The 24,847-nt window shown below is 65.6% G+C and carries 18 protein-coding genes; 10 read left to right on the top strand and 8 right to left on the bottom strand.

The window, feature by feature from the left end:
* Positions 1 to 80 precede the first annotated feature (80 nt).
* A complete protein-coding gene (locus QP164_RS07475) occupies positions 81 to 485 on the top strand; it encodes a protease inhibitor I42 family protein (protein WP_333922739.1) in 405 nt (134 codons plus the stop codon).
* Between the two features lie 75 nt (positions 486 to 560).
* Here the strand turns inward: QP164_RS07475 and ahcY are convergent, their stop codons facing one another.
* Positions 561 to 2,021, bottom strand: a complete 1,461-nt coding sequence (gene ahcY, locus QP164_RS07480; RefSeq protein WP_431358258.1) for an adenosylhomocysteinase — start codon at positions 2,019 to 2,021, stop codon at positions 561 to 563.
* Between the two features lie 190 nt (positions 2,022 to 2,211).
* A complete protein-coding gene (locus tag QP164_RS07485) occupies positions 2,212 to 2,772 on the bottom strand; it encodes a YqgE/AlgH family protein (protein WP_333922740.1) in 561 nt (186 codons plus the stop codon).
* A gap of 109 nt (positions 2,773 to 2,881) precedes the next feature.
* Between QP164_RS07485 and QP164_RS07490 the strand changes: the two genes are divergently transcribed.
* The 4 genes from QP164_RS07490 (at position 2,882) to QP164_RS07505 (ending at position 5,560) form a co-directional block, all read left to right on the top strand.
* Positions 2,882 to 3,361 carry a peroxiredoxin gene (locus QP164_RS07490; protein WP_332754166.1) on the top strand — a complete coding sequence of 160 codons (480 nt, stop codon included), beginning with the start codon at positions 2,882 to 2,884 and terminating at the stop codon, positions 3,359 to 3,361.
* A 179-nt stretch (positions 3,362 to 3,540) separates the two neighbouring features.
* A complete protein-coding gene (locus tag QP164_RS07495; RefSeq protein ID WP_333922741.1) occupies positions 3,541 to 4,977 on the top strand; it encodes an AMP nucleosidase in 1,437 nt (478 codons plus the stop codon).
* A gap of 77 nt (positions 4,978 to 5,054) precedes the next feature.
* A complete protein-coding gene (locus tag QP164_RS07500) occupies positions 5,055 to 5,330 on the top strand; it encodes a hypothetical protein (protein WP_333922742.1) in 276 nt (91 codons plus the stop codon).
* Positions 5,327 to 5,560, top strand: coding sequence for a hypothetical protein (locus QP164_RS07505; RefSeq protein ID WP_333922743.1), 234 nt, complete (start codon positions 5,327 to 5,329; stop codon positions 5,558 to 5,560). The genes QP164_RS07500 and QP164_RS07505 overlap by 4 nt, the downstream gene beginning before the upstream one ends.
* Positions 5,561 to 5,834: 274 nt before the next feature.
* Here the strand turns inward: QP164_RS07505 and QP164_RS07510 are convergent, their stop codons facing one another.
* The 6 genes from QP164_RS07510 to QP164_RS07535 form a co-directional block, all read right to left on the bottom strand.
* A complete protein-coding gene (locus QP164_RS07510; protein ID WP_333922744.1) occupies positions 5,835 to 7,667 on the bottom strand; it encodes a M2 family metallopeptidase in 1,833 nt (610 codons plus the stop codon).
* A 214-nt stretch (positions 7,668 to 7,881) separates the two neighbouring features.
* On the bottom strand, positions 7,882 to 8,643 hold the full coding sequence (locus QP164_RS07515) for an alpha/beta fold hydrolase (RefSeq protein WP_333922745.1): 762 nt from the start codon (positions 8,641 to 8,643) through the stop codon (positions 7,882 to 7,884).
* 117 nt (positions 8,644 to 8,760) lie between these two features.
* Positions 8,761 to 13,716, bottom strand: coding sequence for a YadA-like family protein (locus QP164_RS07520; RefSeq protein ID WP_333922746.1), 4,956 nt, complete (start codon positions 13,714 to 13,716; stop codon positions 8,761 to 8,763).
* 554 nt (positions 13,717 to 14,270) lie between these two features.
* The gene (locus QP164_RS07525) at positions 14,271 to 15,296 is read right to left on the bottom strand and encodes an aspartate-semialdehyde dehydrogenase (protein ID WP_056482153.1); all 1,026 of its coding nucleotides are present in this window, start codon (positions 15,294 to 15,296) and stop codon (positions 14,271 to 14,273) included.
* 367 nt (positions 15,297 to 15,663) lie between these two features.
* Positions 15,664 to 16,380, bottom strand: coding sequence for an MgtC/SapB family protein (locus QP164_RS07530; RefSeq protein ID WP_333922747.1), 717 nt, complete (start codon positions 16,378 to 16,380; stop codon positions 15,664 to 15,666).
* A gap of 6 nt (positions 16,381 to 16,386) precedes the next feature.
* Entirely contained in the window at positions 16,387 to 18,633 is a 2,247-nt protein-coding gene (locus QP164_RS07535; protein ID WP_443027430.1) for a S9 family peptidase, read from the bottom strand.
* Positions 18,634 to 18,899: 266 nt separating this feature from the next.
* Here QP164_RS07535 and QP164_RS07540 point away from each other — a divergent pair, with 266 nt between their 5' ends.
* From QP164_RS07540 to QP164_RS07560, 5 genes are all read left to right on the top strand, one after another.
* Positions 18,900 to 19,616: a DUF6975 family protein gene (locus tag QP164_RS07540; protein WP_333922749.1), complete on the top strand. Its 717-nt coding sequence runs from the start codon at positions 18,900 to 18,902 to the stop codon at positions 19,614 to 19,616.
* A gap of 67 nt (positions 19,617 to 19,683) precedes the next feature.
* Positions 19,684 to 20,565, top strand: coding sequence for an AAA family ATPase (locus QP164_RS07545; RefSeq protein WP_333922750.1), 882 nt, complete (start codon positions 19,684 to 19,686; stop codon positions 20,563 to 20,565).
* Positions 20,566 to 20,742: 177 nt separating this feature from the next.
* Positions 20,743 to 22,062, top strand: a complete 1,320-nt coding sequence (locus QP164_RS07550; RefSeq protein WP_333922751.1) for a hypothetical protein — start codon at positions 20,743 to 20,745, stop codon at positions 22,060 to 22,062.
* 139 nt (positions 22,063 to 22,201) lie between these two features.
* On the top strand, positions 22,202 to 22,765 hold the full coding sequence (locus tag QP164_RS07555; RefSeq protein ID WP_333922752.1) for a CHAP domain-containing protein: 564 nt from the start codon (positions 22,202 to 22,204) through the stop codon (positions 22,763 to 22,765).
* Between the two features lie 160 nt (positions 22,766 to 22,925).
* On the top strand, positions 22,926 to 24,839 hold the full coding sequence (locus QP164_RS07560; protein ID WP_333922753.1) for a CocE/NonD family hydrolase: 1,914 nt from the start codon (positions 22,926 to 22,928) through the stop codon (positions 24,837 to 24,839).
* Positions 24,840 to 24,847: the final 8 nt, after the last annotated feature.

A 24,847-nucleotide genomic window follows, 5' to 3' on the forward strand; every position in this document is an offset into this window, starting at 1 on the left:
GCTCCCCTTTTTATTGCGGCGAAGGTAAGTATCTCTGTCGCGTCCAATGGACTGCGATCTCTGCCAATGGAGTACTGCGGATGAACTGGATGACGGGAATTGCAACGATGGCGTTGGCGGCTTCGGGCCTGGCGACCGCTGAACTGGCTACTGGCACTAGTAAAGTGCTGCGGGTGGAGGACGTGGGTCGATTGGTCCCCGTCACGCCTGGATCCGAAATCAGGATCGCGCTGCCGTCTATCATTGGCACAAGCTATCGGTGGCAAATCTTGTCGGCGAAGCGGGTGACGCTCGCGGCACCCATCACTACGATCGACGATCCCGATCGTTCTGTCGGCGCGCCCGGCTTACCGCAGGTCGCCTTGATCAGACTTCGCGCGCCATCAAGCGGAACCGCGAGCGTCCTGCTGGGCGAGGTGCGCGATGGCAGCGGCGGTGGCGCGGAGTCCAACTCGTACCGCTTCCGCTTTCGCGTCGTCTCATAGGTATGGCGCCGTAACGAAAAGGCCGCGCCCACCTAATGGTGGACGCGGCCTTTTACGCAGCGATCGTCAGAAAGATCAGTAGCGGTAGTGGTCCGGCTTGAACGGGCCTTCGACCGGCACGCCGATGTATCCGGCCTGCTTGTCGGAGAGCTTCGACAGCTTCACGCCGAGCTTCTCGAGGTGGAGCATCGCGACCTTCTCGTCGAGGTGCTTCGGCAGGACGTAGACTTCGTTCTTGTAGTTCTCGCCCTTGGTCCAGAGCTCGATCTGCGCGAGCGTCTGGTTGGTGAACGAGGCCGACATCACGAACGACGGGTGGCCGGTGGCGCAACCGAGGTTCACCAGGCGACCCTTCGCCAGGATGATGATCTGCTTGCCGTCCGGGAACTTCACCAGGTCGGTGCCGGGCTTCACTTCGGTCCAGTCGTAGTTCGACAGCGCGGCGATCTGGATCTCCGAGTCGAAGTGGCCGATGTTGCAGACGATCGACATCGGCTTCATCGCCTTCATGTGATCGGCGGTGATGACGTCGGCGTTGCCGGTCGCGGTGCAGAAGATGTCGGCGCGGGTGACGGCCTCTTCCATCGTCACGACCTCGAAGCCCTCCATCGCCGCCTGCAGTGCGCAGATCGGATCGACTTCGGTGACCATCACGCGCGCGCCGCCGTTGCGGAGCGACTGCGCCGAACCCTTGCCGACATCACCGAAGCCGGCGACGCAGGCGACCTTGCCGGCGAGCATGACGTCGGTCGCGCGACGGATCGCGTCGACCAGCGATTCTTTGCAGCCGTAGAGGTTGTCGAACTTCGACTTGGTGACCGAGTCGTTGACGTTGATCGCGGGGAACGGCAGTTCGCCCTTCTTGGCGATCTCGTAAAGACGATGAACACCCGTCGTAGTCTCTTCCGAGACGCCCTTCAGGTTCTTGACGGTCTCGGTCAGGTAGCCGGGGTTCTTCGCGACATACGCCTTGAGCGCACGCTGCATCTCGACCTCTTCCTCGTTCTCGGGCTCGGGCATCGTGTGGCCGGCTTCGAGCTTGGCGCCCCAGAGTGCGAACATCGTCGCGTCGCCGCCGTCGTCGAGGATGATGTTGGCGGTCTGGCCTTCTACGTCGCGATCCCACGAGAAGATGTCGCCGACATAATTCCAATAGTCCGCGAGGCTCTCGCCCTTGATCGCGAACACCGGCACGCCGGTCGCGGCGATCGCGGCGGCGGCATGGTCCTGAGTCGAGAAGATGTTGCAGGTCGCCCAGCGGACGTCGGCGCCGAGCGCGGTCAGCGTCTCGATCAGCACCGCGGTCTGGATCGTCATGTGCAGCGAACCGGTGATCCGCGCGCCCTTGAGCGGCTGCGCTGCGCCGAATTCGGTGCGCAGCGACATCAGGCCGGGCATCTCGGTCTCGGCAATGTTGATCTCGGCGCGACCGAAATCGGCAAGGCTGATGTCGGCGACGACGTAGTCGGTCTTCGCGGGGGCGAGGGTGGTGGCCACTATGGGTCTCCTGGAAATTCTGTGATCGGCGAGCCTCATGCCCGTGCCGGATGCCGTGCCACTTAGGGGATCGAGGGGCTCAAATCAAATATAAAGATATCTTTATATGATGCCTGGAGGAGGTCACTATGATACTCCCTGATACCCATGTTCTCCTGCGAACGCAGGAGCCCAGGGTAACGAACGGTGTCCTGTGTAATCCTGGGCTCCTGCGTTCGCAGGAGAACGGCTAGGCCCTACCCGTCTCTGCGACGAGCAACCGCGGATCCACACCGGCCTGCGCGAAGGCGAACGTCCAGCGATCCTCCGCCGCCGTGTCGAACAGCAAGTCGGTGTCGCCGAGCACATTGAACCACCCCGGTCGCGACAGTTCGCCCTCGAGCTGACCGCCATCCCAACCCGCATAGCCAAGCGCCACCACCCACTGCGACGGCCCCTTCCCTTCAGCGATCGCGCGCAGCACGTCGACCGTGCTCGACAGCTTCCACCGCCCGGCGACATCGACCGAATCCTGTCCGCCCCAATCCGACGAATGCACCACGAACCCGCGGCGCGGCTCGACCGGACCGCCGAAATGCACGGGCGCGTTGGGGGCGTCGCCCGGTTCGATTCCGAACTGTTCGAGCAAATCGTGGAAGCCAAGCCCGTCGATCGTCGCACCGATCCCGATCCCGATTGCGCCATTCTCGTCATGGCTGCACATCGCGATCACCGCGCGGGCGAAGCGCGGGTCGCTCATCCCCGGCATCGCGAGCAGGAATTGTCCCGAAAGAAAGGCCGTCTTGTCCATGCGTTGGAACATAGCGGCGCAGACGATCGCCCGCCACGCTTGAAATACCGTCGCCCGCGTCCAAGGTACGGCTCGCGCGAGACCAACTCGCGGCGACAGGAGATTTCACATGACGATCAGCGTCGGCGACCGGCTTCCCACCACCACTCTCGTCAAGGCCACAGCGGATGGCCCCGATCAGGTCGATACCGACAGCTTCTTTAAGGGCCGCAAGGTTGCCCTCTTCGCCGTGCCCGGCGCATTCACGCCGACCTGCTCCGCCAAACACCTGCCCGGCTTCGTCGAGAAGGAAGCCGAGCTGAAGGCCAAGGGCGTCGACGAGATCGCCTGCGTCTCGGTCAACGACGCGTTTGTGATGGGCGCGTGGGGCAAGTCGGCGGGTGCCGGCGACATTACCATGCTCGCAGACGGCAATGGCGATTTCGCCAAAGCGATCGGGCTGACGATGGACGGCTCGGGGTTCGGCATGGGTACACGCAGCCAGCGTTACTCGATGCTGGTCAACGACGGCGTGGTGGAGCAGCTGAACGTCGAGGCGCCGGGCGAGTTCAAGGTGAGCTCGGCCGAGCATCTCCTCAGCGAGATCTAATCCTCCCCGGCACGGGGAGGGGGACCGTTCGGCACCTTGCCGAAGGGTGGAGGGGCTCACCGCGAGCGTTACGGTCGTGGAGCGCCCCCTCCATCAGCCGAAGCGGGCTGCCACCTCCCCGACACGGGGAGGATTTAGGTGGTCTTGCCACCGTAACCTCCGCCACCTAACACTGCCCGATGACAATCGCATCCGACCTCGTCGCCGACCTCGACCGCCTCTACCGCGCCTCCGTCGAGCGCCTCCAAGCCGCGATGAGCGCCTATATCGCCGACGGCACGACGCCCGATCCGGTCAGCCGCACCGATGGCTCGTTCGCCTACCCCGAGATCCGGCTCATCTATAAGGGCGGCGTCGACCGCCCCACCCCGCTGCGCTCGTTCGGTCGCATGGTCACGCCAGGCGAATACAAGATCAGCGTCACCAAGCCCGCGATCTTCGCCGAATATCTGATCGAACAGCTCACGCTGCTGATCGAGGATTACGACGTCTCCGTCGAAGCGGTCGAGGGTCGCCAGGAAATCCCGTTCCCGTACGTGATCGACCCCGGCCACGCGCTGAGCCTCGACGAGGTCTCCGCGACCGAATTGTCACGCCACTTCCCCGCCACCGAGCTCGCGCACATCGGCGACGAGATCGCCGACGGCCTCTGGATCGCGCATGACGAGACGCGCCCGCTCGCGCTGTTCGACGGCCTGCGCACCGATTTCAGCCTTGCCCGCCTGCGCCATTACATGGGCACGCCCGCCGAACACGCGCAGCGCTTCGTGCTGTTCACCAACTATCACCGCTACGTCGACGAGTTCGTCCGCTGGGCCGGCACGCAGTTGGGGGAAGGCTCGCGCTTCACCAGCCTGTCGGGCGCGGGCGGGATCACGATCTCGTCGGGCGACGACATCGACAAGATCATCTCCGACAGCGCGTGGCGCCGCCACCAGATGCCCGCCTATCACCTGATGGCGGACGACCGCACCGGCATCACGCTCGTCAACATCGGCGTCGGCCCGTCCAACGCGAAGACGATCTGCGACCATCTGGCCGTGCTCCGCCCCGAGGCGTGGCTCATGATCGGCCATTGCGGCGGCCTCCGTCCGAGCCAGCGGATCGGGGATTATGTTCTCGCGCACGCCTATCTGCGCGACGATCATGTGCTCGACGACGTCCTGCCGCCCGAGATCCCCATTCCCGCGATCGCCGAAGTCCAGCTGGCGATGGCCAAGGCGGCCGAGATCGTATCGGGCCAGTCGGGCGAGGAACTCAAGCGCCGCCTCCGCACTGGCACGATCGTCACCACCGACGACCGCAACTGGGAGCTCCGCTATTCGAAGTCGGCGCTGCGCTTCTCGCTCAGCCGCGCGGTTGGCATCGACATGGAATCCGCGACGATCGCCGCGCAGGGCTATCGCTTCCGCGTCCCCTACGGCACGTTGCTGTGCGTCTCGGACAAGCCGCTTCACGGCGAGCTGAAGCTGCCAGGCCAGGCCAACCGCTTCTACGAACGCGCGATTAGCGAGCATCTACGGATCGGCATCGAGACCTGCGAACAGCTCCGCCTGGAGGGCGCCAAGCTCCACAGCCGCAAACTCCGGGCGTTCGACGAGCCTCCGTTCCGGTAAGCCTGGCCGGTAAAAATCGGAGCGGATCGCGCGGGAATGCGTTACGCATCTGCAATCATTGTTGAGGGACCATAGCCGTGGCCGACACCGACACGCCCGATACGGAAGCAAAGAAGCCCGCCGCCCGCCGGCGCGCGCCGCGCAAGGCCAGTGCGCCGAAGGCGGCTCCGGCTGCGACGTCGTCTGCAAAGCCGGTCGCGCCCAAGCCCGTACCGGTGACCAAGCCGGCCGCGGACAAGCCGGTGTCCGCCGCGCCGCCCAAACCCGTCGCGAAACCAACGCCAAAGCCGCGCTCGACCAAGCGCAGCACCCCCGCCCGGCCTCCGTGCGGAAAGCTGCCACGCCGGTCGTGATTGCCAAGCCACCCGAAAAGACGCGTGGCAAATGGGGCGCCGCCGCGATCTTCAGCGGTGTCGCGGTCGCTGGCGCCGCAGTTGGCGCGCTCCTGACGCTGCGCGGGAGCACGCCCAAGGCTCCGGCGGCGCCCAAGCCTAAGGGCAAGCACGCGCATCAGGCCGACGGAGCTGATTCGTCGAAGTCGTTTGAGGCTGGGATCGCCGACCCGGGGACGGTTCCGGAGTAAGCTACAAATTGTGCCGCCACCCCGGCGAAGGCCGGGGCCCAATTGGGAGACGCTGCTGACGGAGCGGTTCGCTTCGTTACTCAGGACATTCCAGTTGGGCCCCGGCCTTCGCCGGGGTGGTGTTATCTTCCACGATCCCAGCACTTTTCCCGTTCCCCCGCGGAAGCGAGGGCCAGCTAAAACCGCGATAGCCTTCGTAACCCTGGGCCCCCGCCTCCGCGGGGGAACTAGGAATTAGCGGGCCAACATCAGCTGGCGATAAGGCAACGTCCCATCACCACCCGGTCGGCTTGCCCTTGTTTTGCACGTCCAGCCAAGCCTTCAACGGCGCGAAATACTCGACCAGCGCGGCTCCCGACATCTCGCGGCTGCCGGTGAACACCTGCAACGCATCCGGCCACGGCTTCGACTGCCCCATGCTCAGCATCGCGTTCAGCTTCGTGCCGACCGACTTGTTGCCGTAGAACGAACAGCGATGCAGCGGCCCCTTCCAGCCGGACTGGTCGCACGCCGCCTTGTAGAACTGGAACTGCAGCACCCGCGCCAGGAAGTACCGCGTATACGGCACCGCCGCCGGGATATGGTATTTGGCACCCGCATCGAACTTCGTCTCGTCGCGCGCGACCGGGGGCTTGATGCCCTGATATTGCAGCCGCAGCTGATCCCATGCCGCCTGATACCCGGTCGCCGGGATCTGCCCCGAGAACACGCCCCAGCGCCATTTGTCGATCAGCAGCCCGAACGGCAGAAACGCGACCTTGTCCATCGCCTGCCGCAGCAGCAGCCCGATATCCTTGTCCGCGCTCGGCACCTTCGCCTGGTCGAGCAGGCCGATCTTCACGAGGTAATCCGGCGCGATCGACAGCGCGACGGTATCGCCGATCGCCTCGTGGAAACCGTCGTTCGCGCCGTTTTTGTAGAGGAACGGCTGCGCCTTGTACGCTCGCTGATAGTAATTGTGGCCGAGCTCGTGATGGATCGTGACGAAGTCGTCCGCATTCACCTTCGTGCACATCTTGATCCGGATATCGTCCTGGTTGTCGAGATCCCACGCCGACGCATGACAGATCACGTCGCGATCCGCAGGCTTGGTAATCTGCGACCGCTTCCAGAATGTCTCGGGCAGCGGTGCGAAGCCGAGCGACGAATAGAACCCCTCGCCCTGCTTCACCATCTTCAGCGGATCATAGCCCTTCGCCTTGAGCAGATCGCCGGTGTCGAAGCCCAGATCGCCCGCACCCTTGGGGGCGACGATGTCGTAGATGTTGCCCCATTCCTGCGCCCACATGTTGCCGAGCAGGTCGCTGCGGATCGGCCCGGTCTTGGCCTGTACCGCATCGCCGTATTTCTCGTTGAGCTTCCACCGCGTGTACGTATGCAGCGCCATATAGAGCGGCTCGACCTGCTTCCAGATCGTGTCGGTCAGCGCCGCGAACTGCTCGGGCGTCATGTCGTAGCCCGACCGCCAAAGCGCGCCGACGTCCTTGTAGCCGAGCTCGCGCGCGCCCTCGTTCGAGATCGACGTCATCTTCGCATAGTCGCCGCGCATCGGTGCGCCGACCTTGTCGTTCCAGCTCGTCCACATCTCGGTGAGCTTGGCCGGATCGCGGACCGAGCCCATCGCCGCCTCGATGTCCGAGCCGTTGATCGGCTTGCCGTCGAGCGTGCCCATGCCCTTGCCGTAGGACGACGACATCTTGGTGGTGAGCGTCGACAGTTCCTCCGACGCGCCCGGCCGCGTCGGGGCCGGCAGTGTCAGCCCGCCGCGCAACAGGTCGAGCTTGCGCTTGATATCGAACGACAGCCCCGGCAGCGACGCGTACCGTGCAGCGCCGAGCGCGTATTTCACCCCGAGATCAGTCATCTCCGCGCCCGACTTCGCTGCCAGCGCATCGGTGTCGTCGGTGATGTAGGTCGCGTTGACCCACGCGACGCGGTTTGCGTCAATCGACGCAGCGGCCATCACGCGCTCGGCTTCGGCGACGAACGCGTCGGCTTGCGCGACGGTCGGCTTGCCAGTGGCGGCGGGAGCTGCAGTCTGGGCCTGCGCCGTCACGGGCACGGCAATCGCGCACGCGAGCGCGATAAGAGAGACGGTACGGATCATGATCTTCCCCTGGATTATGCGCCCAGAGTGATGGTCCGCCGCCGCCCGGTCAACCGCCTACCGGCCAACCCTGTGATCCTCCCCCGCCAGGGGGAGGTGGCGCCGAAGGTGACGGAGGGGGAGGGCACGCAACAGAGGTTTCTCCTTCCTCCCCCTCCGTCTGGCAAGGGCCAGCCACCTCCCCCTGGCGGGGGAGGATCAATGAGGAGCCAAGTCAGGCGGCCAGGAAGTCGGCGATCGCCTGACCAAGTTCGGGCTTCACCACTGCGCTCATATGGCCGCCGGGAGTCTCGACATACGTTCCGTGGGGCAGCGCCGCAGCCAGATCCGGCGCCGAGCCGTTGTCCTGGTCCTCCCCGCCGCACACCACGAGCGTCGGCTGCTGGATCGCCTTCACACTCTCCAGCGGCGTGTCGACGAACGTCTCGAGGATGCCCAGCAACGCCACCGGATCGCCACCGGTAGTCTTCAGGAATGCCTCGGCCAGCCACTCCGGCGTACCCTGCACATGCTGGCCCAGCTTCGTCAGGATATTGCGGAAATGCCCGGCACGCCGCGACGTCTGCGTCAGCCCCTCCAGCCCCATCCCCGAAAAGATCACCCGCCGCGGCGCCGCGCCCGTTGCCAGCATCCGCGACGTCGTCCGCGCGCCGAGCGAATAGCCGCCCAGATCATACTCGGTCAGCGCGAGATGCGCGATCAGCGCATGGCCGTCCTGCGTCAGCGCATCCGCCGGATACGCCTCCAGCCCATGCGGCTTGTCGCTGGCGCCATGCGCGCGCAGGTCCGGCATGATCACGCGGAAGCCCTTGGCGGCGATCTTCGCGGCATGGCCGTAGCGGATCCAGTTGGTCTTCGCGTCGGAGAAATAGCCGTGGATCAGCACCACCGCGCGTCCCTCACCGACTTCGTGCCACGCGAGGCGCGTGCCGTCGAAGCTGTCGAAATATTGGGTCTCGCTCGGGGTGCTCGCCACGGTCTCATCCTGCAATGGTGTCGGCGTCCGTTCGGAGACCCGAACCCGTCTGTCAACGCCGCCAAACGAAAACGGGCGACCCGAAGGCCGCCCGTTCCCGTCGTCGTCTTGGGCAGATCAGAACTGATACCCGATCCCGCCCGAGCCACCGGCCCGACCCTGCGAGTCGTAGGTGCCGCTCAGCTTGACCACAGTGTGCCCGTCGTTGAACGCCTTCGACATGCCGACCGCGACTGCCGATTGTCCGGCATAGGTGCCGCCACCGATCGCGACCATGCCCTTGCCTGCTTCATACGCCTGGGGAAGTCCGGCTGCCGCGAGCGCGCCCGACGTGCCCGCATAGCCGTCGCGTCGCACCGAGCGGAGGTCGAAGTCGAGCGCCGCGATCCGTCCGTCGGTATACGCATTGGCCTGCGTCACCGCCGAATTCATGCTCGAATTCAGCTGCCCGACATTGACCGCGTCGGTGGTCGACACGCCCGCCGCGACGTTGCTGAGCACGGTTGCCGCGCCGCCTGCGTTGAACGTCACGTTGGTCCGTCCGGCACCGTATTGGACCGAGTTGCTGCCGAGCGCCAAGGCGCTGTCCGCGGTACCCTGCGCCGTCGCGACCGCCTGATTGGTGGTGTAGAGCTGACCACCATTCACCGCATCGGTCGATCCCGCTGCTACGACTGCGGCGGCAACATTGGTGACCGTCACCGGTGCCGCCGCGTTGCCTCCCGCCAACGTCACCGTGTTGGTGCGGACGCCGTTCGCATCAGTGCCGTACGACACCGCGTTCACGGCGGTCAGCGCCAGGGCGTACACCTGCCCGCCATTGACCGCATCGGTCGATCCCGCGGCGATCGATCCACCAGCGACATTGTGCAGCCCGACCGGACCAGCCGCCGCACCGACCAGCGTCAGGTCGTTGGTGGGCGTGCCGCCATTGGGGGTCGTGGGGCTGCCGGGGTTGGAATATTGCACCGTCCCGATCGCGCCGTTGTTGATATCGTTGCCGAGATTGGTGACCGCAGTGCTGACATTGGTCACCGAGGCGCCGAGATTGGCGACGGTCCCCCCGAGAGTGGTGACCGTGGTCGACAGGTCGCTCACGGTATTGCCGAGATTGGTGATCGCCGTGGTGTTCGAAGCGACCGCCTGGTTGATGGCGTTAAGCTGCGCGCCGTTCACCGCGTCGGTCGATGTAGCGTTGATCGCGCCCGCCGCGACATTGCTGATCGTCGTGCCTCCCACTCCGCCGAGCGTCACCGAGGTCTGTGCGGCATTGTCGTAGCTCACGCTGTTCGTCGCCACCTGGCCGATCTGCCCGCCCACGCCGGCAAGCGCATCGCCGACATTGGTGTAGGTCGTGCCATTGATGACGTAGCTCGGGCCGGTGATCGCGCCGGTCGTGACGTTGTACGCAGCACCGCCGCCGAGGCTTGCGACGAACGCGTTGCCCAGCGTGTTCGAGACACCGCGCAACTGCGCGACGTTGACCGCGTCGGTATCCTCGCTGCCAGCGCCCACGCCGGTGATCTGGCGTGTGCCGAGCGGCGCGAACGTCCCGGTGGCCGGATCGACATAGTCGGCGGTGCGGGCAACCGCGATCTCGCCGATCGAGGATTGCGCGCCGGTGAGGCCGAACGCGGTGTAGTTGGCGACCCCACCGCGCAACGTCGACGAGGCGCTGCCCAGCGCGACGCTGTTTTCCAGATTGGCGATCGCCCCTGCGCCGAGCGCGGTCGAGGCGAAGGCGGTGGCCGACGAAAGCGTACCAAGCGCGGACGAACCGAAGCCGGAGGCGACTGAGCGTTCGCCGACGGCCAGCGTATAGTCCGCCGACGCCGATGCGGCGGTGCCGAGCGCCGTCGCGTTCAGGCCGCTCGCGGCCGAGTTGTTACCGAAAGCGGCGGCGAAGTCTCCCGTGGCGGTGCTGGCGTTGCCCACTACCAGCGTGTTGACGCCGCCGGTCACGATGTCCGACCCGAAGGCGAGCGAGCCATCGCCATTCACCTGGTTGCGGTTGCCGAGCGCCAGCGCGCCAAGACCGTTGACGACGTTGCTCGTGCCGATCGTGATCGTCCCGTTGCCGGTCGCCTGGTTGGTCTGGCCGATCGATACCGATCCGTTGCCGGTGGCGAAGTTGGTGTCGCCCAGCGCCACCGCGCCGATCCCCGTTGCCTGGTTGTCGCGGCCAAGCGCGACCGCACCGTCGCCGGTCGCGATATTGGGATCGCCGATCGCCACGGCGCCGTCACCGGACGCGATATTGGCGAAGCCGATCGCCACCGCCCTGCCGGTGATCGCGCTGGAACCGTCGCCGATCGCCACCGATCCCGCGCTCGCGGCGACCGTGTTGCGCCCGGCGGCGATGGCGCCATCGGCACTGGCGACGGCGTTCGGGCCGATCGCCGTGGAATCGGTACCCATCGCCCGCGAGTCCGCCATGACCGAGGTCGTGTTGAAATAGCGCAGATCTGCGCTCGTCGGCATGCCGCCGAGCGATGTCTCGATCGCGGACAAGGCACCCTGCACACTACCATAGGTGGTGCCGCCATAGAGGATGCCAGCAGCCACCGCGCCGGTACCCGGATCGTAGATCGAGCTCCCGCCGAGTGCGGAGGCAACGCTGCTGCCCAGCCCGAACAGCTGCCCGCCATTGACGGCATCCAGGCTGCCGGCGCCCAGCACACCCGCAGCCACGTTCGTGATGCGCTGCGCTGCGCCACCACGGTTCGCGCTGAACGCCTGAAGCGTGCTGTCGTACAGCAAGGCGTCGGTTTGAAGCGCGGTAACGCTGGTGTTGATGTTCGCGATGTTGGTCGTGTTGACGCCGACCGCATCGTTGGTGGCGCCGAGCTGTGCGCCGTTCACCGCATCGGTGCTACCCGCGCCGAGCGTGCCTGCCGCGACGTTGCCAAGCACCACCGGCGCAGCCCCTGCCCCGCCGAACGTGACGCGCGACCGGCTCAGGTCGTCATATTGCACCGCCAGCCCGTTGAGCGTGCCGACCTGGCCGGAGACCAGCGCCAGCTGACCGCCGTTGACCGCGTCGGTCGACCCGGTTGCAACCACCCCGTTGGCGACATTGTGCAGCGCGACCGCACCGGCTGCGCCGCCGACCAGCGTGGCGTCGTTCGACGGCACGCCACCGTTCGGCGTGGTCGGCGTACCCACATTGGAATATTGCAGGGCACCGATCGCGCCATTGGCGATGTTGGTGGTGAGGTTGGTAACGTTGGTGTTGGTTGCAAACAGCTGGCTGCCGTTGACTGCGTCGGTCGAGGTGGCACCCAGTGCGCCAGCCGCGACGTTGCCGAGGCCAACCGGTGCCGCCGCACCGACGCCGCCGAGCGTCGCCCGCACGCGCGTCGCATCGTCATACTGCACCGCCAGCGTGTTGAGGGTGCCGACCTGGTCGACGACCGTGGAAAGCTGACCGCCGTTGACCGCATCGGTCGATCCCGTCGCGACGACACCCGCGGCGACATTGTGCAGCCCGACCGGCCCTGCCGCCGCACCGACCAGCGCGACGTCGTTGCTCGGGGTACCGCCATTGGGCACGGTCGGCGTCGCGGCGTTCGAATACTGGACCGCGCCGATGCCGCCATTGCTGATGTTGGTGGTCAGGTTGGTCAGCGCGGTGTTGGTGTTGGTGACGTTGGTGTTGGTCGCGAACAGCTGGCTGCCGTTGACGGCGTCGGTCGAGGCCGCATCGAGCGTACCTGCCGCAACGTTGGTCAGCGCGACCGGTGCCGCCGCACCGACACCGCCGAGCGTCGCCCGCGCGCGCGCCGCATCGTCATACTGCACCGCCAGCGTGGCGAGATCGCCGACCTGGCCGGACACGGTCGCCAGCTGGCCGCCATTCACGGCATCGGTGGAGCCTGCCGCGACGACGCCGGCCGCGACATTGTGCAGCCCGACCGGTGCTGCCGTGGCACCGACCAGCGCAACATCGTTGGTCGGGGTACCGCCGTTTGGAACCGTCGGCGTGGCCGCGTCGGCATATTGCACCGCGCCGATCGCGCCGTTGGCGATGTTGGTCGTCAGGTTGGTGACGTTGGTGTTGGTCGCGAACAGCTGGCTGCCGTTGACGGCGTCGGTCGAGGTCGCGTCGAGCGTGCCCGCCGCAACGTTGGTTAGCGCGACCGGTGCCGCCGCACCGACACCGCCCAGCGTCACGCTTGCTCGGGTCGCATCGTCATACTGGACCGCACCGCTGGCAACCGTGCCGATCTGCGCCCGGACGCCGGCAAGCTGGCTGACGTTCACCGCGTCGGTGTCCGCCGAGCCTGCCGCGACGTTGGTGATCTGGCGTTCGCCACCTACGGTGCCGACGGAAACTTCGCCCGCCGAGTTCTGAAGCGCGGCAAGCCCGATCGCGGCGTAATCCGCCTGTGGCCCGCGCGCGGCAATGCTGTTCGCCCCCAACGCAACGCCGTTGACGCCGGTGGCGGTCGCCCCCGTACCCAGCGCAACCGCGCCCGTCGCGCCCGCACCGACGCCAGCATTGGTGCCGAGCGCAATCGACCCCAGCGCGGTCGCATCGGTCACCGACCCATTGCCGAACGCGATCGAGTTCTCCTCGCCTGCAAACGCCGCCGCCCCGGTCGCGCCGAGCCCGGTGATCCGGTTGCCGCCGATCGCGATGCCGGCCGGGGTCCGGAGCTCAAAACCGTCCGCCTGCGAAACGCAGTTGGAATTCGGCCCGATCGCATTTCCGTTTATGTCCAGTACGCTCAGCGTGATGTCGTCGCCATCGGCCGCAGAGGTCAGCAACCCGTCGACGTCGATGGTCTGCGTCGTTGCGGGAAGCGCCGGGATCAGCCCGCCCACCAACGGCACGAGGAGAATTCGGTTCACGGTCGTCAGGATCGGATTGAGCGTGTTCTCGATCGGTGTGACGACCCCGCCGATGACCGGGCGCATGATCTCGGTAACGACCGATTTCGGGAGGCTGACGCCGGAGCAAACGCCAACGACGTTGGGTGGCGGGACAATTTGGGCAACGGCTGGTTGTGACGCGAGCGTCGTCGTGGCGGCGAGCCCAATCAGCGATACGCCGCCCCGGATCTGCCGCATGATGCTCGTGTCGCGCCGCGGCCGGGCGGTTTGGTCCGTCCCGGATGTGGTGACGCCCGAATTCCGAGCTTGCGACGCATTCCCATAAGCCGATGCGATAGACATGCCGATAACCTCCACAAGCGACTGCAAATGCAGCCCAACCGTCACCGGACACTGGTTGTCTTCCAACCTAGTGACCGGAACGTGGGAAGCCTCGACCCATGATTACTAACAGTAAGTTACCTATTAAAACGGGTTTGATATCTAGCCAATATGATCGGATTCCGAATTTATACTTAAATCGGTTATATACTATAGTATTATGAAACATCAAAGTTGAGCTTATCTCCACATGTTAACCGGCCCACTCCTGACCGAAGATCAACATTTCACCCAAAACATAACAAGGTTTGTTATGTGGCCAATTGTCGAAGTGGGTCTGAAGGCCCCGCGACGAGCGCCGAAAAATTTTGGGCCCGCTCCGAAAACCAGAAACCGCGCCGCCATTCTTGATGGCGACGCGGTCAGGCGGATCGAAGCAGTCGATATCGGGGCGAGTCGCCCCGCGCGGTTTACGCCTTCTGCAGATGCCGGCGCCCAAGCAGTTCGGCGATCTGGACCGCGTTCAGCGCCGCGCCCTTGCGGAGGTTGTCGCTGACGCACCACAGGTTCAGACCGTTCTCGACGGTCGGATCCTCGCGCACGCGGCTGATGTACGTCGCGAAGTCGCCGACGCATTCGATCGGGGTGATGTAGCCGCCGTCCTCGCGCTTATCGACCAGCATGATGCCGGGCGCCTCACGGAGGATGTTCTGCGCTTCCTCGGCCGAGATCTCGTTCTCGAACTCGATGTTGATCGCTTCCGAATGGCCGACGAACACCGGCACGCGGACGCAGGTCGCGGTGACCTTGATCTTCTTGTCGAGGATCTTCTTGGTCTCGACGACCATCTTCCACTCTTCCTTGGTCGAGCCGTCGTCGAGGAAGCTGTCGATATGCGGGATCACGTTGAACGCGATCTGCTTGGTGAACAGCTTGGGCTCTGCGGGATCGCCGACGAAGATGTTGCGGCTCTGCTCGAACAGCTCGTCCATACCAGCCTTCCCCGCGCCCGACACCGACTGGTAGGTCGAGACGACCACGCGCAGGATCTTCGCCGCATCGTGCAGCGGCTTCAGCGCGACGACCATCTGCGCGGTCGAGCAGTTCGGGTTGGCGATGATGTTGCGGACCTTGTAGCCGTCGATCGCTTCCGGGTTCACCTCGGGCACGATCAGCGGCACGTCGGGATCCATGCGGTACAGCGACGAATTATCGATCACCACGCAGCCGGCAGCCGCAGCGATCGGTGCATAGATCGCCGAGCCCTCGGAGCCGATCGCGAACAGCGCCATGTCCCAGCCGTTCCAGTCGAAATGCTCGATGTTCGTGCATTTGATCTGCTTGCCGGTGTCGCCGTAGTCGACCATCAACCCCTGGCTGCGCGACGACGCGACGCAGGCGATCTCGTCCGCCGGAAACTCGCGTTCCGCCAGGATGTTGAGGATCTCACGCCCGACATTGCCGGTCGCCCCTGCGACCACCACCCGATAACCCATGTTGTCACTCCGATTGGACTTGGGGCGGGCAGTACCGACGTTGCGCGGTGAGGTCCAACGGCTTTCGACTTGTTGCGCGGATAGGGGAGTTTGGGGGGATCGCGGCGACCGTTGCACCTGCTTCCTTGTTCCCCCGCGAAGGCGGGGGCCCAGACTGGGCCCCCGCCTTCGCGGGGGAACAAGCTAGTGCTCAGCGATGTGGATCAGCACTTGCCTGAGCAGTAGCACCACCCCGGCGGAGGCCGGGGCCCAATTGGGGGACGTTGCTAACTGAGCGCTGCCGTCCATTACTGCGACCTTTCCAACTGGGCCCCGGCCTTCGCCGGGGTGGTGGCTGGGAAGGTGAACAGCTAGATCCGCCCCCGCCTCAATCGTGCGTGCGCGCCTGCCACGTCGCATGCTCGATCCCGTGCACCTTCGCCAGGTGATCCGTGATCGCATCCAGCTCCCCAGCCGGCACGTTCGTCGCCACCAGCGTAGCCGCAATCTCGACCCGGTCCTCCCCCCGCTCGGTCACGTCCAGTTCCGCCACCTGCAACTGCGCAGCCTCGAGATGCTCGACCACCAGATCGCCGATCGGCCCGGCATCCCCCGCCGCAACCGTCACCATCACGCTATACGTAGCCTCGATCGTCCGCCCCTCGGTCGGGATCCGGTTGATCCCGTCGACCAGTGGCCGCAGCGCGGTGTTCGCCAACAGCACGACGAACGTCAGCAACCCCGCCTCCGCAATCATGTCACTCCCCGCGCACGACCCCACAGCAGCCGAGCACCACAGCGTCGCCGCGGTGTTGAGGCCGCGGACGTTCATCCCCTCCTTCATGATCACGCCCGCGCCGAGGAAGCCGATCCCCGACACGACGTACGCGATGATCCGGATCGACTCGACGTCGCCGCCCAGCCGCTGCCCGAGATCGACGAACGCCGCCGACCCGAGCGCGACCAGCGTGTTCGTCCGCAACCCCGCGGTCCGCTGGCGATACTGCCGCTCCGCCCCGATCAGCGTCCCGAACACGAACGCGGCGATATAGCTCACCAGCGTGTCGAGGAACGGCCACAGGTGAAACGTCTCGACGAACCGCACCGGCGTTTACTTGACCGGAACCGCAGCCGCCTCGGGCACCGGCTTGTCCTTCACCGTCCGGTCGAGGAAGTTCAGGATCGTCCCCCAGACATGCTCGCTGATCCCAGGCCCCGATACGCGGTGCGTGTACCCCGGGTAGAACATCATCTCGAACGGTGTCGCGGTCGCCTGCATGCGCGCGGCGACCTTGGTGGAATTGTCGAGGAACACGTTATCGTCCGCCATGCCATGGATCAGCAGCAGCGGATCGACGATCTTATTCGCCTCCTCAACCGCCGCCGAGGTCGAATAGCTTGCCGGATCCTTTGCCGGATCACCCAGATACCGCTCGGTGTAATGCGTGTCGTACAACTGCCAGTCGGTGACCGGCGCGCCCGAGACCGCCGCGGCATACACGCCCGGCGTCTTCTCCAGCATCTTCAACGACATATAGCCGCCATACGACCAGCCATAGGTCGCGATCTTGGTCGGCTCGACGAATGGCAGCGACTTCAGGTAATTCGCACCCGACAGCTGGTCCTCGACCTCGACCGTCCCCATCGCATGATAGATCTGGTCCTCGAACGCCTTGCCACGGTTGTACGAGCCGCGATTGTCGATCTTAAAGTAGATCCAGCCGCGATCGACCAGATATTGCGGCAAGCCGCCCTGCCAGCCGCGCGTGACCTGCTGGCCGGTGCCGGGGCCGCCATAATGTTCGAAGAACACCGGGTATTTCTTGCCCGGCTCCAGCGGCGGCGTGATCATCTCATAATAGAGCGTCATGCCGTTCTTCGCCTTCAGCGTGCCGAACTTGGTCTCCTGATGGCTCGACAGATACGGGTAATAGGGGTGCCCCTCGACCACTGCATTCTCGTTGATCCACGAGAGCCGCTTGCCGGTCGCGTCCGCCAGATAGACCTGGGTCGGCTGCTTGGGGTTCGAGCGCGAGATGATGAACCGGCTGGCTGCCGCATCCATCGTCGCGCTGTTCCACCAGCCGGCCTCGGTCAGCTTGGTGATCGCGTTCGGCTTGGCGACGTCGACCGAATAGAGCTGCTGTTCGAGCACGTTGTCCTTGTTGCCGAGAAAGAACAGCCGCCCCTTCGTTTCATCGACGCCGACCAGATCGGTCACGACCCAGTCGCCCTTGGTCAGCTGCGTCCATTTGCCCGACGCGAACCGGTAGAGATGCCCGTAGCCGCTCCGCTCCGACCGCCAGATCAGGCTGCCGTCTTTGAGCACATGATACGCATCCGACAGGTTGAGCCAGCTCTTTACGCCCGACTTCTCGGTGAACAGCACCGTCGACTTGCCGGTCGCGGGATCGACACGCAGCATCTCGAGCAGCTTCTGGTCACGGCTCTGGCGCTGGACCAGCAGCATCCGGCCGTCCGGCGTCCAGTCTACGCGCGCCAGATAGATATCCGGGTTGGTGCCCAGATCGACCTTCACCTGCCCCGAACCATCGGGCTTCATGATATACAGGTCGACCAGCACGTTGGGCGTACCGGCCGCCGGGTAGCGCTGCTCATACACCTTGGTCCCGGTCGCGCCGATCGACGCACGCGTTGCGGTGTGCACCGGCGCCTCGTCGAACCGCTCGACCGCGACATAGCGCTCGTCGGGCGACCACCAGTATCCGGTGCGGCGATCCATTTCCTCCTGCGCGACGAATTCCGCCTCGCCGAAGTGAACCGTGCCGCCCCCGGTGGTGACGGCGCGCGCGGCGCCACCGCTCAGCGGTTGGACGAAGACGTTCTGGTCGCGGACGAACGAGACGAAGCCGCCCTTGGGGCTGACCACCGGGTTCAGCTCGCCGCCGGGCGTGTTGGTCAGCCGCGTGACCTTGCCGTCGAGCCCTGCGAGATACAGGTCGCCGTCGAGCGGCACGAGGATCGACTTGCCGTCGGGCGCCCAGTCATACGCGACGATGCCCTTCTGTCCGCCGATCCTAGCACGCTCGCGCTGCATCTTCTCGGCTTCGGTCAGCTCGGCACCGCTGCCGACCTTCTTCGAATCGACCAGCATGCGTGCCTGCCCGGTTGCGGTATCGACCGCCCAGAGATCGAAGCGCTCCTTCTCGTCGTCGCGGTTGCGCAAGCTCGTCAGCAGCGTGCCGTCCGGCGACAGCCGCACCGCGCGCGGTTGAGAGCCAGACAGGTCCGGATTGCCGAAGACGCGTGCCATCGTCAGATCGCCGGGCTTAGCCGCCTCGATAGGCTTGACCGGCTCGGCGGGCGCTACCGCCGGGGCCACCTGATCAGCAGCCATCGCGGCGGTTCCGACCGAAGCAAGCGCAAGCCCGAGCAACCATGTTCGCATCCTGTAGACTCCGTGGGATCATCCCGCCGGATACCGCCCGACGGCCCGAAGATGTTCGGTGGCGCGTTATCGCGACGGCATGAGGCGGCGTAAAGGGCGCATCGCAACGACGATCTCGGCCATTCCGATTGCCGACCGATGAGCATGAGATAATTACCACCGCGTAAACCGCGTCTTTACGCGCTTCGTTTAAACGGACCGACGAGAACCCCGCCGTGGACGATCGTTCCACGGCGCAGCACGACCGGAGTATGATGGTCTCGACCACAATACCGCAGGGCATCGAGCCCGTAGGCGAGCACAGCGCATGGCAGGCGCTCGTCCGGCTGGCCGAGGTCGATAGCAGCGTCGCGCACCCCCATTATCGCCGCCTCGTTGCCGGCGGGCAGGCGGCTCGCAACCTGACCGACGCGGTCCACGCGCTGTGCTCGGTGCACGGCGACCATCCCGGCATGATCGCCGATGTCCTGACAAACGCGGTCCAGCCCGAGGCACAGGACTGGCTGACCGCCGCCGCCGCCGGATTCGTCGACGAGCGCACCTATCTCGCGCAGCTGACCGCCGCGGTCGGCCCGCTGCCCTCGACTCCCGGCCAGGCGGAAACCGAATCGGCGCTGGTCGGCGAACGCCACGCACTCGAAATGCTCGCCCGGTCCGAGCGGCGCGGCTGCGCGACCGGCGCGGTCGCGGCGCTGTTGCTCGATTGGGGCGCGATCCGCGTCATGCTCGATATCGCCGCCGAACGCTTCGGCCTCGCGGTACCTGCACCGACATTTCCCTCGGACGTCGACACCGAGGCGGTGATCGCGGCGCTCGGTACCTCGCCCGGCACCCAGCGCGCGATCCTGTTCGGCGCGCAACAGCTGTTCGCGCAGCACCGCGGCCTATGGTCGCTGCTCGAAGCCCGTGCGAGCGCCCGCGGCGATCTGTAACCGGCTTGCACGGGGCTGCGAAAACCCTCTATCCATACCCGGTATTCAGAACCGGACGGGACATCGCATGAAGCGCTTCGAGGGCACCCAGAGCTACGTCGCGACCGACGATTTGAAGGTCGCGGTCAACGCCGCCGTGACGCTGCGCCGCCCGCTGCTGATCAAGGGCGAACCCGGCACCGGCAAGACCGTCCTCGCCTACGAGATCGCCAAGGCGCTCGGCGCGCCGCTGATCGAGTGGAACATCAAGTCGACCACCAAGGCGCAGCAGGGCCTGTACGAATATGACGCGGTCGCCCGCCTGCGCGACGGACAGCTCGGCGATGCGCGCGTCCACGACATCGGCAATTATATCCGCAAGGGCAAGCTCTGGGAGGCGTTCACGCAGCCCGCGCCGCCCGTCCTGCTGATCGACGAGATCGACAAGGCCGATATCGAGTTCCCCAACGACCTGTTGCAGGAACTCGATCGGATGGAGTTCCACGTCTACGAGACCAAGGAAACCGTCCGCGCGGTCGAGCGCCCGATCGTCATCATCACCAGCAACAACGAGAAGGAACTACCCGACGCGTTCCTGCGCCGGTGTTTCTTCCACTACATCAAGTTCCCCGACCGCGGCACGATGCAGGCTATCGTCGACGTGCATTTCCCTGGCATCCAGAAGATCCTCGTGAGCAAGGCGATGGACCTGTTCTACGACGTCCGCGACGTGCCGGGCCTGAAGAAGAAGCCCTCGACCAGCGAACTCCTCGACTGGCTGAAGCTGCTGCTCCACGAGGACATGCCGCTCGACATCCTCCAGAACCGCGACCCGACCAAGGCGATCCCGCCCTTACACGGTGCGCTGCTCAAGAACGAACAGGACGTCATGCTGTTCGAACGCCTCGCGTTCATGGCGAAACGCCAGAAGAACCAGGGTAAGGACGACCTTAACCTGACCGCGCCATAGCTGCCGGACCGTTGCAATCCTCCCCCGCAAGGGGGAGGTGGCGCCGTAGGCGACGGAGGGGGAGGACACGAAACCGATGTTGCCTCTCACCTCCCCTCCGTCAGGCTACGCCTGCCACCTCCCCCTGGCGGAGGAGGATCGACAGGTTCGCGCGGACGCACTCCGCGAACCTTCCACATGGCACTCGCGCTCACTGCAATCACCCTTCTCGGCCTCGCCCTCCGTCTGTGGAGCGCGCGCGGTGGCCTGTGGGTCGACGAAGCCTGGTCCGCCGTCATGGTCGAGCGTACCCGGACCCCGCTCGGGATCTTCACCGCGATCAACCATGACAACAACCATCATCTGAACAGCCTGTGGATGTGGCTGTGCGGCTACGGCGCACCGCCGCTCGCACTGCGCGCGCTGTCGATCGCCACGGGGACCGCGACGATCCTCGTCGCTGCCGGGATCGGCGCGCAGCGCAGTGGCCGCCACGCACTCGTCGCGGCCGCCCTCTTCGCAGTGTCGCCGATCATGGTCGATTACGGTTCGGAAGCGCGGGGCTACATGCCGATGCTGCTCGCGCTGATGACGATGGTCTGGATCGTCCAGCGCTGGTTTGCCGCGGCTGAGGACACACGGTGGCCGAGGTGGCGACTGGCCGCACTCGCCACGCTTGGGCTGTTCTCGCAACTGACGATGGTGTTCGGCCTCTGCGCGATCACCCTCTGGATCGCGGTCGCGCTGCGAAATCGTCATCCTGCGGACGTTGCGACGGCCCGCACGATCCGCCTCCTGTTACCGACGATCGTCGCGACCGCAGCCGTGTTTGGCGTCGTGCTGGGCGCCGCCGCCGTGAGCCCCACCGGCATGCAGGTCGGCGATTACGTCGCGTTCTCGCCCGCCGCGATGGGCCATGCGCTCGTCATGATGGTCGCGTCCAGTGTCGGCGGGCTCGCCGCACCGGCGTGGTTCGCGGGCGTCGTGACGATCGGTATCGGGCTCGCGCTCGTCGCGATCGTCCGGAGACGCGAGCCGGTCGCGATCTTCTATCTCGTCGCGATCGTCGGCCTCCCGCTCGGCCTCGCCGTCCTGCGCGTCGGCAACACCGGCATGCCGCGCTATTTCCTCCTGTCCTCGCTCGCGATCCTCGTGCTGCTCGCGCACCTGCTCGCCGACGGCCTCGGCAAGCACCGCACGATCCGCTTCGTCAGCATGGTCATTCTCGCCACGATCGTCGTCGCGAGCATCCGCGACGATCTTTCCCAATCAACGTTGCGCCGGGGGATACCGGCGCCGCGATCGCGGCGATGGCAGCGCTCGACCCATCAGGCGCGATCGTGCTCGTCGATCATCTCCGCCCGATCGCCACGTTGCGCGTCGGAGCCGCCGAACGCGGCTATCCGCTTTCGATCGCGCAGGATTGCCCCGCGGCGGAGTTCCTGCACGTCGATCTCGACGACGATGCCCCGGCCGCGAGCACGGTGGTACGATGCGCCGCGCGTTACCGCCTGCTGATCGTCAGACGACGCGCGCTCCTGTCCGGCGTCGACTGGGCGCTGTATGCCCGCGGCGATCTGCCCGAAAACGCGGCAGAGCGCCTCGTTAACCATAGGCCGCAACCGACCAGTCATCAGCCGCTTGATACCGTCGGCCCATGAAGCGACTCCCCCGAACGCTCCTCGCCATCGCCCTCACCGCATCGGCTGCCAGCGCCAATGCCAGCTCGCTGCTTAATTATGTCGGCGAATGCGTGCCGTTCGCACGCGCCGCATCGGGCATCCAGATCTACGGCAATGCCTGGACCTGGTGGAGCCAGGCCGACGGCAAATACGAACGCACGCACAAGCCCAAGGAAGGCGCGGTGATCGTCTTCGCCAAGACCGCGCGCCTGCCGATGGGGCATGTCGCGGTTGTCAGCCGCGTCGTCGAGAAGCGGGTCGTGATGCTGACGCATGCCAACTGGTCGCGGCAGAACGGCGAACGCGGGCATGCCGAACAGGACGTCACGCTGTTCGACGTCTCGCGCAACAACGACTGGAGCGACGTGAAGGTCTGGTACAAGGACGTCGACGGCCTCGGTGGCGGCGTCTACCCGGTCTACGGCTTCATCTACGGTCACGCGCACGCCGCCGCTGAATTGACGAGCCGGAACCCAGATTATGTCGGCGCGCTGATCGACGCCTATGTGCCCGTCAGTGGAGAACCGATCGCGCGCTGAACCCGCGTCCGTCATCCTGACGAAAGTCAGGATCCAGAGCCAAGAAAGACAGCGTTCGTAACCCTGGATCCTGACTTTCGTCAGGATGACGGTGCGAATGGATTGCCGCCACCTGCCAAACCGTGCCACCACCGTCGCTGAAAAGACGGTGAGGATAGCGATGCGGTTCAAGGCTCTTACGACGGTCACGCTGGCCTTGCTCGCGACCACCGCCCCCACAATCGTAGGCGCGCAGAAGGAAAAGTCCCCGCCCCCCGGTGGCGACATTCCCGCCAAGTTCATCCCCGCCAACGCCAGCTTCGATTTCGACCGCCGCGAAGTCGACATTCCGATGCGCGACGGGGTCACGCTCCACGCCGTCATCATCCAGCGCAAGGGGCTCACCGATGCCCCGATCCTGCTCCAGCGCACGCCCTACAATGCGGAAAGCGGCACCGGCCGTACCTCGAGCCCCAGCGGTGCGATGAACGTCAAGGCCTCCGACGCGATGTTCTTCGATGCCGGCTATATCCGCGTGTTCGAGGACGTTCGCGGCAAGAACGGATCGAACGGCGCGTACATCAACGAGCGCCCGCTGATCGGCCCCCTGAACAAAACGAAGGTCGATCACTCCACCGACGCCTACGACACGATCGACTGGCTGGTGAAGAACCTCAAGAACAGCAACGGTCGAGTCGGCATCATCGGTGGCAGCTACGACGGCATGATGGCCGCGATGGCGCTGGTGAACCCGCACCCAGCGCTGAAGGCCGCGGTGCCGATGAACCCGGTGATCAACACCTGGAAGGGCGACGACGACTTCCACGGCGGCGCCTTCCGCCAGATCGGCTACGATTATTACTACACGCAGGACGCGGCCAAGGGCGAAGCCGGCGACCTCTGGCGCGACGCGTACGACGACTACGACACGTTCCTCCGCGCCGGTTCCGCCAGCGCGTTCGTAAAGAGTCGCGGCCTCGAACAACTCCCGTTCGTCAATCGCATGCATGATCACCCGACCTACGACGCATTCTGGCAGGGCCAGGCGCTCGAGACGATCCTGCCGAAGCAGCCGCAGACCGTGCAGACGCTCTGGGTCGCCAGCCAATGGGACCAGGAGGACATCTACGGCGCGGTCGCAGCCTACGAAGCCGTGTCGAAGGTCGACCCCAACCACGTCAACCACCTCGCGCTCGGTCCTTGGGCACACGGCGGCGCAAACGGCGACGGCTCGACGCTCGGCGCGATCCGCTTCGACGCGGACACTGCGCTCTGGTTCAGGAAGAACGTTCTGCTCCCGTTCCTGAACGGCGCGCTGAAGACCGGCGCGACATCGCCCGCGCTCGCCCCCGTCACCGCGTTCCAGACCGGCACCAACCAGTGGCAGACGCTCGCGGGCTGGCCGAACTCGACCGCCACGCAGAAACTCTATTTTCAGCCCGCCAGCGGCCTCGCCCAGACAGCCCCCGCGAGCGACGGCCACGACGACTATATCTCCGACCCCGCCAAGCCGATCCCCTACCGCCTCCGCCCGATCCGCCCGACCTACGCGACCGGCTCGACCTGGCGGCAATGGCTCGTCGACGACCAGCGCCCGTTCTCCGACCGCACCGACGTCCTCACCTACCAGACACCGCCGCTGACTAGCCCGGTCGCGATCGCCGGCGCGCCCGTTGCGGACCTGATCGCCAGCACCACCGGCACCGACGGCGATTTCGTGGTGAAGCTGATCGACGTCTACCCCGCCGAATATTCCGACAAGCCCGAGATGGGCGGCTATCAGCTCGCCGTCTCGATGGACATCTTGCGCGGCCGCTACCGAGATAGCTTCGAGAAGCCGACGCCGATCGTCGCCGGCCAGCCTACGCATTTCCGCGTCGTGCTGCCCAACGCCAGCCACGTCTTCCTCCCCGGCCACCGCATCATGGTCCAGGTCCAGTCGAGCTGGTTCCCGCTCTACGACCGCAACCCGCAGACCTACGTCCCCAACATCTTCGACGCGAAGCCCACGGACTACCGCAAGGCCACGATCAGCGTCTTCCACTCGGCCGCGCAAGCCAGCGCGATCGAACTGCCGATCGCGGCTACCAAGTGAGGACGTGA

Source organism: Sphingomonas sp. LR59 (assembly GCF_036855945.1).
Classification (GTDB): Bacteria; Pseudomonadota; Alphaproteobacteria; order Sphingomonadales; family Sphingomonadaceae; genus Sphingomonas.

What these genes read in the sequence shown, in the direction of transcription:
- QP164_RS07525 (WP_056482153.1), bottom strand. Translation starts at nt 15,296, where the DNA reads ATGGGTTATCGGGTGGTGGTCGCAGGGGCGACCGGCAATGTCGGGCGT.
- QP164_RS07555 (WP_333922752.1), top strand. Translation starts at nt 22,202, where the DNA reads ATGAAGCGACTCCCCCGAACGCTCCTCGCCATCGCCCTCACCGCATCG.
- QP164_RS07560 (WP_333922753.1), top strand. Translation starts at nt 22,926, where the DNA reads ATGCGGTTCAAGGCTCTTACGACGGTCACGCTGGCCTTGCTCGCGACC.
- QP164_RS07485 (WP_333922740.1), bottom strand. Translation starts at nt 2,772, where the DNA reads ATGGACAAGACGGCCTTTCTTTCGGGACAATTCCTGCTCGCGATGCCG.
- QP164_RS07495 (WP_333922741.1), top strand. Translation starts at nt 3,541, where the DNA reads ATGACAATCGCATCCGACCTCGTCGCCGACCTCGACCGCCTCTACCGC.
- QP164_RS07535 (WP_443027430.1), bottom strand. Translation starts at nt 18,633, where the DNA reads ATGGCTGCTGATCAGGTGGCCCCGGCGGTAGCGCCCGCCGAGCCGGTC.
- QP164_RS07475 (WP_333922739.1), top strand. Translation starts at nt 81, where the DNA reads ATGAACTGGATGACGGGAATTGCAACGATGGCGTTGGCGGCTTCGGGC.
- QP164_RS07520 (WP_333922746.1), bottom strand. Translation starts at nt 13,716, where the DNA reads ATGCGGCAGATCCGGGGCGGCGTATCGCTGATTGGGCTCGCCGCCACG.
- ahcY (WP_431358258.1), bottom strand. Translation starts at nt 2,021, where the DNA reads ATGAGGCTCGCCGATCACAGAATTTCCAGGAGACCCATAGTGGCCACC.
- QP164_RS07550 (WP_333922751.1), top strand. Translation starts at nt 20,743, where the DNA reads ATGGCACTCGCGCTCACTGCAATCACCCTTCTCGGCCTCGCCCTCCGT.
- QP164_RS07490 (WP_332754166.1), top strand. Translation starts at nt 2,882, where the DNA reads ATGACGATCAGCGTCGGCGACCGGCTTCCCACCACCACTCTCGTCAAG.
- QP164_RS07510 (WP_333922744.1), bottom strand. Translation starts at nt 7,667, where the DNA reads ATGATCCGTACCGTCTCTCTTATCGCGCTCGCGTGCGCGATTGCCGTG.
- QP164_RS07545 (WP_333922750.1), top strand. Translation starts at nt 19,684, where the DNA reads ATGAAGCGCTTCGAGGGCACCCAGAGCTACGTCGCGACCGACGATTTG.